This is a genomic window from Lentzea sp. NPDC042327 (assembly GCF_040647275.1).
Lineage (GTDB): Bacteria > Actinomycetota > Actinomycetes > Mycobacteriales > Pseudonocardiaceae > Lentzea.
This window is the reverse complement of record NZ_JBEZBX010000006.1, coordinates 286248-300973: the sequence shown is the minus strand read 5'-3', so window position 1 is coordinate 300973 and position 14726 is coordinate 286248. Positions and strand designations below refer to the sequence as shown.

14 protein-coding genes and 1 pseudogene are annotated in these 14726 nt (G+C 72.1%); 12 read left to right on the top strand and 3 right to left on the bottom strand.

Annotated elements, in window-relative coordinates:
* The first annotated feature begins 167 nt into the window (after positions 1-167).
* Together AB0A63_RS18250 and AB0A63_RS18245 are read left to right on the top strand one after the other, a co-directional pair.
* Positions 168-1340 carry a hypothetical protein gene (locus AB0A63_RS18250; RefSeq protein WP_360392256.1) on the top strand — a complete coding sequence of 391 codons (1173 nt, stop codon included), beginning with the start codon at positions 168-170 and terminating at the stop codon, positions 1338-1340.
* A 53-nt stretch (positions 1341-1393) separates the two neighbouring features.
* Positions 1394-1924 (top strand): annotated as a pseudogene (locus AB0A63_RS18245) (SGNH/GDSL hydrolase family protein); the annotation flags it as partial.
* Positions 1925-2104: 180 nt separating this feature from the next.
* Here AB0A63_RS18245 and AB0A63_RS18240 read toward each other — a convergent pair.
* Positions 2105-3475, bottom strand: a complete 1371-nt coding sequence (locus AB0A63_RS18240) for an ATP-binding protein (protein ID WP_360392253.1) — start codon at positions 3473-3475, stop codon at positions 2105-2107.
* Positions 3453-4178 (bottom strand): response regulator transcription factor, encoded by a 726-nt coding sequence (locus tag AB0A63_RS18235; protein WP_360392250.1) that lies wholly within the window; start codon positions 4176-4178, stop codon positions 3453-3455. Before AB0A63_RS18235 ends, AB0A63_RS18240 begins: the two co-directional genes overlap by 23 nt.
* Positions 4179-4334: 156 nt before the next feature.
* Here AB0A63_RS18235 and AB0A63_RS18230 point away from each other — a divergent pair, with 156 nt between their 5' ends.
* From AB0A63_RS18230 to AB0A63_RS18220, 3 genes are all read left to right on the top strand, one after another.
* The gene (locus AB0A63_RS18230; protein ID WP_360392247.1) at positions 4335-5984 is read left to right on the top strand and encodes a 5'-nucleotidase C-terminal domain-containing protein; all 1650 of its coding nucleotides are present in this window, start codon (positions 4335-4337) and stop codon (positions 5982-5984) included.
* 73 nt (positions 5985-6057) lie between these two features.
* On the top strand, positions 6058-6519 hold the full coding sequence (locus tag AB0A63_RS18225) for a hypothetical protein (RefSeq protein WP_360392244.1): 462 nt from the start codon (positions 6058-6060) through the stop codon (positions 6517-6519).
* Between the two features lie 11 nt (positions 6520-6530).
* Positions 6531-6839, top strand: a complete 309-nt coding sequence (locus AB0A63_RS18220) for a hypothetical protein (protein ID WP_360392241.1) — start codon at positions 6531-6533, stop codon at positions 6837-6839.
* 26 nt (positions 6840-6865) lie between these two features.
* On the opposite strand, the gene AB0A63_RS18215 is transcribed toward AB0A63_RS18220, so the two are convergent.
* On the bottom strand, positions 6866-7345 hold the full coding sequence (locus AB0A63_RS18215; RefSeq protein ID WP_360392238.1) for an HAD domain-containing protein: 480 nt from the start codon (positions 7343-7345) through the stop codon (positions 6866-6868).
* Between the two features lie 33 nt (positions 7346-7378).
* Here AB0A63_RS18215 and mug point away from each other — a divergent pair, with 33 nt between their 5' ends.
* The 7 genes from mug (at position 7379) to AB0A63_RS18180 (ending at position 14693) form a co-directional block, all read left to right on the top strand.
* Positions 7379-7873, top strand: coding sequence for a G/U mismatch-specific DNA glycosylase (mug, locus tag AB0A63_RS18210; RefSeq protein ID WP_360392235.1), 495 nt, complete (start codon positions 7379-7381; stop codon positions 7871-7873).
* Positions 7874-8066: 193 nt separating this feature from the next.
* A complete protein-coding gene (locus tag AB0A63_RS18205) occupies positions 8067-10919 on the top strand; it encodes a BTAD domain-containing putative transcriptional regulator (protein WP_360392232.1) in 2853 nt (950 codons plus the stop codon).
* Positions 10920-11126: 207 nt separating this feature from the next.
* A complete protein-coding gene (locus tag AB0A63_RS18200; RefSeq protein WP_360392229.1) occupies positions 11127-11600 on the top strand; it encodes a hypothetical protein in 474 nt (157 codons plus the stop codon).
* 49 nt (positions 11601-11649) lie between these two features.
* Complete coding sequence (locus AB0A63_RS18195; RefSeq protein WP_360392226.1) at positions 11650-12414, top strand: LLM class flavin-dependent oxidoreductase; 765 nt, start codon at positions 11650-11652, stop codon at positions 12412-12414.
* 78 nt (positions 12415-12492) lie between these two features.
* The gene (locus AB0A63_RS18190; RefSeq protein WP_360392223.1) at positions 12493-12930 is read left to right on the top strand and encodes an SRPBCC family protein; all 438 of its coding nucleotides are present in this window, start codon (positions 12493-12495) and stop codon (positions 12928-12930) included.
* Positions 12931-12984: 54 nt separating this feature from the next.
* Positions 12985-13728, top strand: coding sequence for an ABC transporter ATP-binding protein (locus AB0A63_RS18185; RefSeq protein WP_360392220.1), 744 nt, complete (start codon positions 12985-12987; stop codon positions 13726-13728).
* Entirely contained in the window at positions 13725-14693 is a 969-nt protein-coding gene (locus AB0A63_RS18180; RefSeq protein ID WP_360392217.1) for an ABC transporter permease, read from the top strand. Before AB0A63_RS18185 ends, AB0A63_RS18180 begins: the two co-directional genes overlap by 4 nt.
* Positions 14694-14726: the final 33 nt, after the last annotated feature.

Sequence of the window (14726 nt, the reverse complement as noted above, 5' to 3'; positions counted from 1 at the left end):
TCGGGTTGATCTGCCCGTACCGGGCAACGGAAGGTGTTTGCACACGTCCAGGGCTCGGAGGGGTGTTGTGGGAACGTGGGGACCGCGGTGAACCGGTGGTGGTGACCGCAACGGGGCCTGATCGGCGTCAGCCGGGCGCACGGGCATGGGGAGTAGGGTCGGAGGGGATGAGCGTGGAGATCACCGCGGGCCCTCCCGACACGACTTCACCGGAGATCGTCGAAGCCGTCGAGGCCGCCGAGCGGGTACTGACCAGGCGCTTGGGCGCACAGGTGCGCCTTGCGGACCCCGAGGCACTCGGGGGGACCGGCCGTTCCGTCGTCATCCGGGTCAGAGTGGCCTCCTCGCCGTTCTCGATGCCGCGCACGCTGGTGGTGAAGCGCTACCCGCCCGCCGCCGGTGACCGCGACCCGTGGGCGCACGAGGCCGTCAGCCACCAGCTGCTCACCGCGCTGCCCGCGGAGGAGCGCGCCACACCGGAGCTGTTCGCCCACGACGGCACGTCCCGGCTGGTCGTCCTGGAGGACCTGGGCCGGGCGCCGCGGCTGTCCGAGAAGCTGCACGGCAAGGACGCGCGGGTCGCCGAACGCGGCCTGTTGTCCTGGGCGCACGCCATGGGGCGGCTGCACGCCACGACGGCGGGCAGGGACGCGGACTTCGACGCGTTGATGCGCCGGGCCGGTGCGCAGTGCTGCCAGGACCCGATCGCGGTCGACGTGCACGCGGCGATCGCCGGGTTACCGGGGCTGCTGGAGACCGAGCTGGCCGTGGAGACCTCCGCGCACGCCGTCGAGTTCGCGGTCGCGGCGGCGAAGGCGTTCAGCACGTCGCGGCGCAGGGCGTTCAGCCCGTCCACGTCGTGCCCGGACAACCACCTGGTCACCTCGCGCGGCGTGCGGTTCGTCGACTTCGAGGGCGGCTGCGTCCGCGACATCGTCTTCGACGCGGCCAGCCTGCGGGTGCCGTTCCCGTCCTGCTGGTGCGGGTGGGGGCTGCCGCCGGGCATGTCCGAGGCCATGGTCGCCGCCTGGCGGGCCGAGGTGGGCTCGGTGTGGCCGGAGATGGATGACGACGCGGTGCTCTTACCCCGGCTGCTGCAGGCCCAGCTGCTGTGGGTGTGGCTCGCGACGTGGCGTGCGCTGTCCAAGCCCATGCCGAACGTCGTGAACGCCCCGCCGCGCAGCGTCGTGCTGGCGGGCCGGTGGGTGCGGCTGCGGGCCGACGCGCTGGTCCTCGGCGAGCAGACCGTCGCCTCGCACGCCGACGCCGTCATCGGGGCGCTGGCCGAGCGCTACGGGTCCGAGGTGCTCGAACTCCCGCTTTACCCGGCATTTCGCTGAACGGTTCCCGCACGGTCATCCCGGGCTCACCGGGCCGGTCGATCCTGGGGCACGTGCTGGTGCTTCTCGGTGACTCGACAGCGGTCGGGATCGGCGACCTCGTACCCGGCGGCTGGCGCGGCTTCGGCCCCCTGCTGTCGGCGGCCTACGAGCACAACGGCTACCGCAACCTCGCCGTCTCCGGTGCGCGGATCGCGGACGTGCGGCACCTGCAGCTGCCGCAGGCGCTGCGGCTCGCGCCGAAGGCCGCCGTCGTCATCGCCGGCGTCAACGACACGCTGCGCTCGGACTTCTCCGCCCGGCAGGCGCACTCCGACCTCGACCACGTCTGCCGCGAGCTGACCGCCGCCGGCTGTTCCGTGGTGACCGTGCGGTTCCACGACCAGGGCCGCGTGTTCACGCTGCCCGGCCGGCTGCGGCGGGTGCTGCGCGGCCGCATCGACGAGCTCAACCGGGTCGTCGACGTCGTCGTCGCCCGGCACGGCGTCCGCTGCGTCGACCTGCACGCGCTGCCCGGCGCGTACGAGCCGGGCACCTGGGCGGTCGACCGGCTGCACCCCTCCGAGCTGGGGCACCGCATGCTCGCGAAGGCCTTCGCGCACGAGCTGCGCGCGTGCGGCCACGCGTTCGGTGAGATCAGCCTCGACTGCTCCGGCGGGCGCGAGCTGACCGTCTGGCACCACGTGGCGTGGCTGCTGCTCAAGGGCGTCCCGTGGGTGTTCCGGCGCGGCGCCGACCTGCTGCCGCTGCTGTGGAACGAGACCTCAGCCGCGCAGCGAGACGGTGAACGTGGTCTGCCCTGGGACGCTCTGCACGGACACCTCGCCGTCATGGGCGCCGACGACGGCGGCCACGATGGACAGCCCCAGCCCCGTGCTGCCGGCGGCGCGTGACCGGGAGCTGTCGCCGCGCGCGAACCGCTCGAACACCTTCAGCCCCTCGGGGATGCCCGGCCCGTCGTCGGTGACGGTCAGCTCCACCTGTCCGTTGTGGACGGACAGGCCGGTCGTGACCGTCGTGCCGGGCGGGGTGTGCGTGCGCGCGTTGGACAACAGGTTGCCGAGCACCTGGTGCAACCGCTGCACGTCGCCGATGACCGTCACCGGTTCGTCGGGCACGGCGATCTTCCAGCTGTGGTCCGCGGAGGAGATGCGGGCGTCACCGACCACGTCCAGCACGAGCCGGGTGAGGTCGACCTCCGCGCGTTCCAGCGGCCGGCCGTCGTCGAGGCGGGCCAGCAGCAGCATGTCCTCCACCAGCGACGTCATCCGCACCGCCTCGGACTCCACCCGGCTCATCGCGTGCGCGACCCGCGGGCTGAGCTCCTCGCCGGAGCGCCGGGTCAGCTCGGCGTACCCGCGGATCGCGGCCAGCGGCGTGCGCAGCTCGTGCGAAGCGTCCGCGACGAACCTGCGCACGCGCGTCTCGCTGTCGTGGCGGGCTTTCAGCGCGGCACCGACGTGGCCGAGCATCCGGTTGAACGCGAGCCCGACCTTGCCGACCTCGGTGTCCGGGTCGGTTTCCGGCACGCGTTCGGCGAGCGCGACCTCACCGGAGTGCAGCGGCAGCTCGGCGACACGGGCCGCGGTGGCGGCGACCCGGTCCAGCGGCACGAGCGCGCGCCGGACGATCCGCTGGCCGGCCAGCGCCGCCGCGGCCACCCCGGCCGCCGTCAACGCCACCAGCAGCCACACCATCCGCCACACGACGTCGTCCACCGGACCCGACGGCAGGCCCTTGATCTGTGCCGGTCCGACGTTGACGCGGAACGTGCCCTTGTCGCCCATGTCCACGGTGTGGTCGCCGGGACCCAGTCCGGTCAGCTGCCGTCGCTCGTGGTCCGTCATGGGCAACGTGCGCGTGCCGGGCAGCTCGATCGTGCCCTCCACGCCGCCTTCGGTGACGCGCGCGTTGATGCCCCGGGCCCGCTGGCCGACCGCCGGTTGCACCATCTCCCGGACCTGGCGGTCGAGGTCGTGCGTGAGGAACCCGTGCAGTGCCGGCACCGCGACCGCGCCCGTGCCGACCGACAGCGCCAGCAGCACCGCGACCTGGCCGGCGATCAGCTTGCCCCGCAACGTCTTCGGCCACGGCGCGCGCGGGCGGCCGTCGCTACGCCGCGGGCTTGAGGACATAGCCCGCGCCCCGCACGGTGTGGATCATCGGCGCCCGTCCGGCGTCGATCTTCTTGCGCAGGTAGGAGATGTACAGCTCGACGATGTTCGCCTGGCCGCCGAAGTCGTAGCTCCACACCCGGTCGAGGATCTGCGCCTTGCTGAGCACCCGCCGCGGGTTGCTCATCAGGTACCGCAACAGCTCGAACTCGGTCGCCGTCAACGAGACGTGCTCACCCGCCCGCGTCACCTCGCGCGTGTCCTCGTTCAACACCAGATCGCCGACAACGAGCCGTGCGCCCGCGTCCTCCTCCGTGACACCGGTGCGCCGCATGAGTGCACGCAACCGAAGCACGACCTCTTCGAGGGAGAACGGCTTCGTCACGTAGTCGTCGCCACCGGCCGTGAGCCCCGTGATGCGGTCCTCCACGGCGTCCCGCGCGGTCAGGAACAGCACCGGCAGGGCCGGCTGCTCGGCCCGCATCCGCCGCAGCACCTCGTACCCGTCGAAGTCGGGCAGCATCACGTCCAGCACCACCGCGTCCGGCCGGAACTCCCGTGCCGTGCGGACCGCCGTCGTGCCGTCGAGCGCCGTGCGCACGTCCCACTTCTCCATGCGCAGCGCCATCGTCATCAGCTCGGCCAGTGTGGACTCGTCGTCCACCACGAGCACCCGCACGGGCTGCCCGTCCGGCCGGCGGAGTTCGGCTTCCATCGCGCGCATGGCTCCCATCGTGACCGGTCATCCTGTGTACCGCCTGTGAGACCGTCCACCGTTCGGGCGATCAGCAGTTACGTCAATTGTGAGCAGCTATGTTCGGTCGGGGGACCCGACGACCGCCCGGAGGTGAGCGTCCTGCGCACGTTCACGCTGACGGTGATGGGGACGACCGATCTGCACGGCAACCTCTTCAACTGGGACTACTACCGCGACCGGGAGTACGACGACTTCGCGCACGACGACGTCGGGCTCGCGAAGATCTCGACGCTGGTGGCCGGCGTGCGCGCCGAGGTGGGCCGGCACCGCACGTTGTTGTTGGACGCGGGCGACACGATCCAGGGCACGCCGCTGGCCTACTACTACGCCAAGGTCGAGCCGATCACCCGCACGCACGTGCACCCGATGGCGGCCGCGATGAACGCCATCGGCTACACGGCCGCGGTGCTGGGCAACCACGAGTTCAACTACGGCCTCGACGTGCTGCGGATGTTCGAACGGCAGCTGGACTTCCCGCTGCTCGGGGCGAACGCGGTCGACGTCGCGACCGGGCTGCCCGCCTTCCCGCCGTACGTGGTGAAGACGGTGTGGCGCACCGGTGGCCCGCCGTTGCGGGTGGGCGTCCTCGGGCTCACCAACCCCGGTATCGCGGTGTGGGACAAGGTGCACGTCGAGGGCGTGCTGACGTTCCCGGGGCTGGTGGAGCAGGCGCTGCGCTGGGTGCCGGAGGTGCGGCGCCAGTCCGACCTGGTGGTGCTGGTGGCGCACTCGGGTGCGGACCTGTCGTCGTCGCTGGGCGACCAGGTGCCGTTCCCGGAGAACTGCGCGGAGCTGGTCGCGGAGACCGTGCCGGGCATTGACGCGATCCTGGTGGGACACGCGCACGTCGAGATCCCGCAGCGGTTCGTGAGGAACAGGGTGACCGGGCAGCGGGTGCTGCTGACCGAGCCGCTGTACTGGGGCAAGCGGTTGTCGGTGCTGGAGTTCGACCTGGAGCACGACGGCGGCTGGCACCTGACCGGGTCGCGGTCCTCCGTGCTGGTGTCGGCGTCGGTGCCGGAGGACCCGCGGATCGTGCGGCTGCTGCGGCACGACCACGAGAAGGTCGTGCACCACGTCAACGGGCGGATCGGCACCTGCCGGGCCGCGATGTCGGCGGCGCGGTCGCGGTTCGAGGACACGCCCGCACTGCGGTTCATCAACCACGTGCAGGCGCTGGAGCTCAAGAAGTCCACGTCGCTGCCGGTGCTGTCGCTGTGCGCGCCGTTCAACCGCGGCGCGGCGATCCCGGCCGGCGAGGTGTCCATCCGCGACGTCGCCGGGCTGTACATCTTCGACAACACGCTCGTGGGCGTGCGGCTGACCGGCGCGCAGCTGCGCGACTTCCTGGAGGAGTCGGCGCGCTACTTCCGCCAGGTCACCGCCGCGGGGCCGTTCACGCCCGAGGAGGTGTCGGCCGACGTGCCCGACTACAACTTCGACATCGCCCACGGCCTGGACGCCCCGCTGACCTACGACGTCGACATCGCCCGACCGGCCGGTTCGCGCATCACGAACCTGTCCTACGGCGGGGTGCCGGTGGCCGGTGACGAGGAGTTCGCGGTCGCGGTGAACAACTACCGGCAGGCGGGCGGCGGCGACTTCCCGCACATCGCGACCGCCCCGGTGCTGCTCGACCGGCGGCAGGAGATCCGGCAGCTGCTGATCGACTGGGTGAAGGCCGCGGGCGTGCTCGACCCCGCCGACTTCACCCGCACCGACTGGCGGCTCGTGGCCGGCGGCCACCCCGTCGTGATTTCCACGACCGGGTGAATTCTCCGGCGCGTCCTGGGCCTTTCACCGCAGGCGGTGGCAACCGGACGGCCGGATGGGATAGGCCAGACGCGTGCAGTTGCCGCAGCGCGTCGCCATCGGCGCCATCGCCGTGCCGCTGCTGCTCGCCTCCGTGGGCGTCGCGGTGCACGCCGGGCAGGCCCCCGCGGCCGTGCCCGGCCAGCTCGTGCTCGCCGTGCGCTCGGCCGAGGTCGTGCTGGCCGGCGCCGCCACCCCGGCCGAACGCCAGGAGGTGGCCGACGCCGTGCGCTCGGTCGCCGAGAAGCACCGCGTCACCGACCTGATCACCCCGTCCACGACCGTGCGGCTGCCGGTCGCCGCGGACGAGGTCGCCTCGGTGCTGCGCGCGGTGCTCGGCGCGGACGTCACCGACTTCACCGCCGTCGTCCACACCGGACACCTCGTCGCCTCGGCACGCGTACCCGACCACACGCGTGCGGGCGCGCTCAGCGACGCCCTGCGCGCCGCGGCCCCCGGCCTGCGGGTCGACGAGGACTTCACGACTACGGGCTAGGAGCCTTCGCGTTGTTCGGGTTCTTCCTCCAGATGTTCCTGCTGTGCGCGGGCGCCTTCCTCGCGGGCGTGCTGCTCACCTGGCTGACCATGCGCTCCCGTGCGGCCGCGCAGCCGGAGACCCGCCTCTCGATCATGGAGGACCCGGTGCCGCCGGCGCCCGCGATCAAGGCGAACTCGCGCACGATGATGTTCCACACGCCCGAGTCGCCCTACTACAAGCGGATGAAGGGCGACGTGGTCTTCCACTCCGCCGAGGACGCGCTCCGGGCCGGGTACACGATGTGGACGCCACGGCCGCGCGTGCCGGCGACGACCTGACCAGGGCTCGCCGCTGGGGGCGGCGGTCAGGCCGCGGCGCGCAACCAGGCGTCGAGGGCCAGGTAGTCGGCATCGGTCAGGCCGTGGCGCGGGTCGACGCGGTGCAGGAGGGCTCGCTCGTGGTGCTCGGCGACCCAGAGGCGGTCCTTCCCGGTGATCTCGTCGTCGACCCAGGCGAACGGCCGGGTGCCTGCCAGCGCGACCAAGCCGCGGGTCTTCCAGTGCAGGCCGTCGCGGAAGTCGCGGTCCTCGGTCTCCTGGTCCTCCTGCCAGGTCGCGACGGGCAGTTCAGGCAGGCCCAGGAGGGGCGCGAGGAGGTCGTTGGCGTCGTCCATCCAGGTCGTGGCCCAGACGAGCTCGCACGGCAGCGCGGCGAGCCAGGGGCCGTGCATCGGGTCGAGGCGGGCGAGCAGCGGGTTCTCGTGGGCCGGGCCGGTGTGCCTGGTGCCGGCGAACGGGAGCAGCGGGCCGTCGACGTCGAGGAAGAGCAACGGGAGCCGGGCCATGCCGGCCACGGTAGTGCTCGTAGGCTGGTCAGCGTGATCGGTGACGTGCTCAAGCCCGGCCTCGACGTCCTCTTCTGCGGCATCAACCCCGGCCTGGTCTCGGAGGCGACCGGGCACCACTTCGCCCGGCCGGGAAACCGGTTCTGGCCCGCGTTGCATTTGTCCGGGTTCACGCCGCGGCTGTTCGCGCCGACCGAGCAGGAGGGGCTGCTCGAACTCGGGCTCGGCATCACGAACGTCGTCGCACGCCCGTCGGCCAAAGCCGATGAATTAACAATTGACGAGATGAAAGCCGGTGCGGTCGTGCTGACCGAAAAGGTTCGCACCTATTCACCGAAGGTTCTCGCGGTGCTCGGTGTGACCGTGTACCGCAGTGCGTTCGGGTGGAAGAAAGCGCAGGTCGGGCCGCAGGACGAGACCGTGGGCGGTGCGCGGGTGTGGTTGCTGCCCAATCCGAGCGGGTTGAACGCGCACTGGCAGCTGCCCGCCCTCGCCGAGGAGTTCGCCCGGCTGAAAGCGAGCGTGTAGCGCCGGAACGGCAGTTCATATTCGGAACCACTCGCAGTGGCGTGGACGGGGACAACCGTGGTCTGGTTGCATCGACTTCTGCGTCCATTCGAGTGGCCTTCGCCAGCAGGTGGAACCGGGTGCTCGAACGTGGCGTCAGAATTTGACCTTGACGCGCAGAACTCGGTGAATCTTCAACACTGGTGGGGGCGCAGTGGAAGTCAGGATTCTCGGGCCGGTCGAGCCGCCGGTACCACCCAAGCCCGCGCAGATCCTGGCCGTGCTGGCGGTCGAGTGCGGGAAGGTCGTGCCCGTCGACCGGCTGATCGACCTCATCTGGGGTGAGGACCCGCCGCCACAGGCCCGCAAGTCGCTGCAGGTGCACATCTCCAGCCTGCGCAGGGCCGGGTTGCCGGTGGAGCACCGGGCCGCCGGGTACGTGCTGGCCGCCGAACCGGGGCACGTCGACCTGCACGCCTTCCGCCGGCTCGTCGCGAGCGCGCAGGAGACCGCGGAGCTCAGGGTCAAGGCCGAGCTGCTCGCCAGGGCGCTGGAGCTGTGGCGCGGCACGCCGGTCGTGTTCGCGCAGACCCTCGACGTGCAGCGGCTCGCGGCGGCCGAGGCGTGGGCGGACGCCGAGCTGGCGCTGGGGCGGCACGCCGGGCTGATCGACGCGCTGGGCGTGTTCGTGGCCGAGTACCCGCTGGCGGAACGGTTGCGCGGGCAGCTCATGACCGCGCTCGCGCGGGGTGGGCGGCGGGCGGACGCGATGCGGGTGTTCCGCGAGACGCGCCGGGTGCTCGTGGACGAGCTGGGCGTCGAGCCGGGGGAGCAGCTGCAGCAGCTGTACCGGGACGTGCTGGAGGGCGCGCGGGACACGCGCCGCAACTACCTGCCGCGCGACGCCGGGGACTTCACCGGGCGGGCCGCGGAGCTGGACCGGCTGCTCGGTGGCGACGGCGGCGTGTGGTGGATCGAGGGACCGGCGGGCGTGGGCAAGACGGCGCTCGCCGTGCACGCGGCGCACCGGCTGGCCGAGCGGTACCCGGACGGGCAGCTGTTCGTGGACCTGCACTCGCCGTCGGGGGCGCTGGACGCGTTGCTGCGGGCGATGGACGTGCCCAGCGAGCGGGTCCCGGAGAGCCCGGAGGAACGCGCGGCGCTGTGGCGGGCCCAGGTCGGCGGGCGGCGGGTCGTGATCGTGCTGGACGGCGTCACGAGCGTGTCGCAGGTCCGGCCGCTGCTGCCGGGCAGCCCCGGTTGCCTCACCCTGATCACCAGCCGCAGCCGGCTCTGCGGGCTGGAGGGCGTGCACCGGGTCCCGCTCGACGTGCTGGGCGACGACGAGGCGGTCACGCTGCTGGCGCGCATCCTCGGCGACGACCGGGTCGCCGCCGAACCGGAGCAGGCCACCGAGGTCGCGCGGCTGTGCGGGTACCTGCCGCTGGCCGTGCGCATCACCGGCGCGCGTCTGGCCGGGCGCGCGCACTGGCCCGTGTCGAAGCTCGTGCGGCGGCTGGCCGATGAACGCAGCAGGCTCGACGAGCTCGTGGCCGACGACCTGGCCGTGCGGTCGAGCCTGGAGCTCACCTACCGGTCGCTGGGCGAGGACGTGCGCCGCGCGTACCGGGTGGTCGGGTTCCTCGGGCTGCCCGAGGTGCCGAGCTACCTGTGGGTGCACCTGCTCGACGAGGACGTGCTCGACCAGCTCGTCGACGCCCGGCTGCTCGACGTCACCGGCAACGCCCGCTACCGCATGCACGAGCTGGTGCGGCTGCACGCCAGGGAGCTCGCCGAGGCAGAGGACCCGCAGCGGGAGCGCGAGGACCTGGTGCGCAGGGCCGTGCTCGCCGCACTGTCCACCGTGGACGGTCTGACCGAGCACCTCTTCCTCGCCGTTCCCCGCATGCAGGACTCGCTGGGCGTGGTCACCGCGGCGGCGCGGCCCGCGGACAAGGACGCCTGGTTCGCACGCGAGGAGTCCGTGCTGACCAGGCTGGTGGAACGCGCGGCGGAGCTGGGGCTCGCCACCACCGCCTCGCAGCTGGCCGAGGTGCTGGTGTTCGCGTGGTTCGGGCTGCGCAACCGCTACGAGGCCTGGGAACGAACACACACGGCCGCACTGGAGGCGGTGTGGCGCGCCGGTGACGTGCGGCTGGAAGCGGTCCTGAGGTGCAGCCTCGGGCAGATGCACTACAAGCGGGACAACCTGGTCGAGGCGCGCTCGTGGTTCGGCACGGCGCAGACGTTGTTCGTGGGCCTGAACGACCAGCACGGTGAAGCCGTCGCGATGAACGGCATCGGCATGGTGTGCCGCGACCTCGGCGAGTACCCGTGCGCGCTCGAAGCCCTCGGCCGCGCACGGGAGCTGCTGGCGGGCAACGACACCGAGGGCGTCGCGCACGCGTTGTACGGAATCGGCTCGGTGCACCGGGAACTGGGCGACGACGAGCAGGCGCTCGACACGCTGCACGAGGCGGAAGCCGCCTACCGCAAGGCTAACAGCCGCCGAGGGGAGGCACTCGCGGCCCGCGGCATCGGACTGGTGCACCGGGCGCGCGGCGAGCTGGACCTCGCCGAGGAGCACGTCGTGCGCGCCCACGAGATGGTCGCGGGCACCGGTGACGAGCTGCTCGGCTGCTACACCGCCCAGGCGTGGGCGAAGGTGCTGCTGCGCAAGGGCGACTTCGACCCGGCGCGGGAGCTGCTGGGCACCGCGCTGGACGGCTGCCGCGACGTCGGCGACCGGTTCGGCGAGGCGCTGGTCCGCCGCACGCTGGGGGAGTGGCGGCTCGCCCGCGGCGACCACGCCGGTGCGCGGCTGGTGCTGACCGAGGCGCTCACCGCGTGGACCGACATGGGTCTGCGGCTGTGGCGCGCGAGGACGTTGCGGGACCTCGGCGCGGCCCACGCCCGCCTGGGGGACGCGGTGGGCGCGGACCGCTGCTGGCGCGAGGCCGCGACCCTGTTCGCGCGACTGGGCACCCGTGAGTCGGGGGAGGTGCTCCAGTGGCGCGCGCGGTGGCCGGCGCAGCGGCCGCCGCTGGGGTTCCTCGCGATCAGCTGATCTCCACGGCGACGACACGAAGCCGGAGCAGTCCGTCCGGTACTCCTCGTTCCCATGGCCGGTGCTCCGGTCCTGCTCGGTGGTGACGACCCGATTCGACCCCGCACCGCCAAAAAACGGCCAAAGAACGGCCGAACACCGCGTTAGGCCTTCCTTTACCGCCCCTGCCTAGCTTTCGCGCCACCATAGGGCTGAAGGAGAGACAGCATGTTCGCACGCACGATCGCCGCTGTGGCCGCGATGCTCGCGGCCCTGGTGATGGGCGCGTCCGTCGCATCGGCGGCCCCGGCCAAGTACACGCACTCGCAGGCGACCGCACAGCTGAGCGCGGCCGGCATCACCTGGTCCTCCAGCGGCGGCTGCAGCGACCGGAACAGGTCGAACTGCACGTCGTTCGAGCAGGTGAACCAGACGACCATCGCGGGAGCCAAGACGTTCAAGAGCGCGACGGGCTGCGCGCTGAACATCACCGGCGGCACCGAGACCGGGCACGCGTCGGGCACCTACTCGCACTGGAACGGCTACAAGCTCGACTACTCGCTGTCGAGCTGCGTCACCAACTACATCAAGTCCCGGTTCTCGTCCATCGGCGGCAACAAGTGGCAGTCGAGCTCGGGCAACGTCTACTACCTCGAGTCGAACCACTGGGACGTGACGTACTACAACTGCGGCGGGTGCTGACCCGCGCCGTTGTTGCCGATCGGACCGCGGGGCCGGTAGTAGTTGTCGGGTGATCACACTCGGCGCCGTCTACCGGCCCCAGCTGCCGCCCGAACGCCTGCGACCCGTCGTCCTCGCCGCGGAGGAGTCCGGGTTGGACTCGCTGTGGCTGTGGGAGGACTGCTTCCTGGAGAGCGGGATCGCCGCCGCCTCCGCCGCGCTGGCGTGGACGGAACGGCTGAAGGTCGGCGTGGGGCTGCTGCCGGTGCCGCTGCGCAACGTCGCGCTGACCGCGATGGAGACCGCGACGCTGGAGCGGATGTTCCCCGGCCGCGTCACGATCGGCGTCGGGCACGGCGTGCAGGACTGGATGGGCCAGGTCGGCGCGCGGGTGTCGTCGCCGCTGACGTTGCTGCGCGAGTACACCGGTGCGCTGCGGGCGTTGCTGGCGGGCGAGCGGGTCACCACGTCCGGCCGGTACGTGTCGCTGACGGACGTGGCGCTGGACTGGCCGCCCGCCGCACCGGTGCCGGTCTACGTCGGCGGCCTCGGGCCGAAGACCCTGGAGCTGGCCGCGCAGATCGGCGACGGCACCATCCTCGACTCGTCGGCGGACCTGGAGCGGGTGCGGTCGGTCCGGTCCTCCCGCGAGCACCCGGTGGTCGTCTACGTGGAGACCGGCTCGCGCGACCGCGGGCACGTGACCGAGCTGGTGGCGTCGATGGCCGAGGCGGGCGCGTCGAGCGTGGTGCTGCAGCAGCCGGCGGCCTGCGAGGACCCGGAGGGGTTCGTGCGGTTCGTGGCGTCCGTCGCCGCCTCTCGCCCGACGGGGTGAGCCGGAGGTGGCCGCGTGCTCGGTCGCAAGAACCGCCACGCGGCGCATCGCTTCCTGATTACGGGGTACCTCTCCTGCGTGGCTGAGGTATCACTGGACATTGAGGCTCCCATCGACACGGTGTGGGCGTTGCTCGCCGACGGCTGGTCGTACGCGGCCTGGGTGGTCGGCGCGTCGCACATCCGCGACGTCGACAGCGGCTGGCCGTCGCCCGGTACGCGCATCCACCACAGCGTCGGGCCGTGGCCGCTGACCATCGAGGACGTCACCGAGGTCGTCACCTGCGAACCGAAGCGCCTGCTGGAGCTGGACGCGCGGCTGTGGCCCGCCGGTGCGGCCCGCATCACGTTCACGCTGATGGCGCGCTCGGACACGGTGACGGAGGTGCGGATGACCGAGCGGGTGGTGCGCGGTCCGTCGGCACTCATGCCGTCGTTCGTGCAGGACGCGATGCTGACCCCGCGGAACAAGGAGACGTTGCAGCGGCTCGGGGCGCTCGCGAAGGGCAAGAGCTGACCCTTTCAACACCCTTTCACTAGTTACTTAGGTAAAGGGTGCTAGCGTGGCGGCATGCGAGAAGGTCAGCACCCGCCGGTCGTGGCGGAGCAACTGGGGAAGAAGTACCCGAGGGGCTGGGCGTTGCGGGACTGCACGCTCACCGTCCCCGCCGGGCGCGTCGTCGCGCTCGTCGGACCGAACGGCGCGGGCAAGAGCACGCTGATGGGCCTGCTCGCCGGGCTGCTGCGGCCGACGGAGGGCCGGATCGCCGTCTTCGGCGACGTGCCCACCGGCCGCGGCATGCACCCGGCCGTCGCGTTCCTGACCCAGGCCAAGCCGCTGTACCCGCAGTTCACGGTGACCGAGACGCTGCGCTACGGCCGCACCGCCAACCCCGCGTGGGACCAGGGCTACGCCGAGGAGCTGGTCGAGAACGCGCAGGTGCCGTTCACGGCGAAGATCGGCACCCTGTCGGGCGGGCAGCGCACGCGGGTGGCGCTGGCGCTCGCGCTGGGCAAGCGGCCGCGACTGCTGGTGCTCGACGAACCGCTCGCCGACCTCGACCCGCTGGCGCGCGAGGCGGTGCTGGCGACGCTCGTGCACGAGTGCCGCCGGCAGGGGATCACCGTCGTGCTGTCGTCGCACGTGCTGGCGGAGCTGGAGGACGTGTGCGACCACCTCGTGCTGCTGACCGGCGGGCGGGTGCGGCTCGCCGGTGACGTCGACGAGCTGCTGCGCGCCCACGCCGGACGGCCGGGGCTGGAACGGCTGAGCCGGTTGGCGCTCGCCTACATGCGCGAGGAGGTGGCGGCATGACCTGGGTCGTGTGGCGCCAGCAGCGGCCCGTGTTCGTCACGTTCGCCGCGGGGCTGCTCATCGGCGCGGTGGTCGTCCTGCTGCTGCGCTCGGCGACGCTCGCCGACCTCACCGCGCGCAACCTCCTGGACTGCGTGGACAAGGGCCTGGAGGCCTGCCGCGGCAACGCCGCGACCGAGTTCCAGACGACCTGGTACGACCGGATGCACCTGGCGCAGGGAGCGGTGGTGGCGTTGCCCGCGCTGATCGGCGTGTTCGTCGGCGCACCGCTGTTCGCGCGCGAGTTCGAGCAGGGCACGCACGCGCTCGCGTTCACGCAGTCGGTGAGCCGCACCCGATGGGTGGCGACCAAGTTCCTCGTCGCGGCACTGCCCGCGCTGGCCTTCGTGGTGGCGTTCCAGGTCCTGGTGCACAGCTGGCTGGACGTCGCGGGGCAGCTGGGACCGTTCTCGACCGGGCCGTACTACTTCACGAACTTCGAGTCCGACGGCGTCTCCCCGCTCGCGTACGCGGTGTTCGCCTACGCGCTGGGCATGTTCGCGGGCGCGGCGTCCCGCCGGACGCTGGTCGCGATGACGTTGACGCTCGGCGTCTTCGTCGTGGTGCGGTTCGTGCTCACCGGGCTGCGCGAGTTCATGATCGCGCCGACCCGGATCGTGTCGGACGACCCGACGAACCCGGTGGTCGCCGAACGCGGCCCGCTGTACGTCGACGGCGGCTACCTCGACGCGTCCGGTGCGGTCGTGGTGGACGCGTCGTCGAAGCTGAACTGCGCCTCGCCCGACCCGGACGAGAGGGTGGACCTGCTGGCCTGCTACCGGCGCAACGGCATCGAGAAGGGGTACGCCGACGTCATCCCGGTCGACCAGGTGACCACTCTGCACCTGCTGGAGGCGTCGGTCTTCGCGGGGCTCGCGGCGGTGTTCGTGCTCGGCGCGGTGTGGGCCGTCCGCAGGCAGACGTGACGGACGGCGATCAGGAGGCCGGGTGGGCACCTA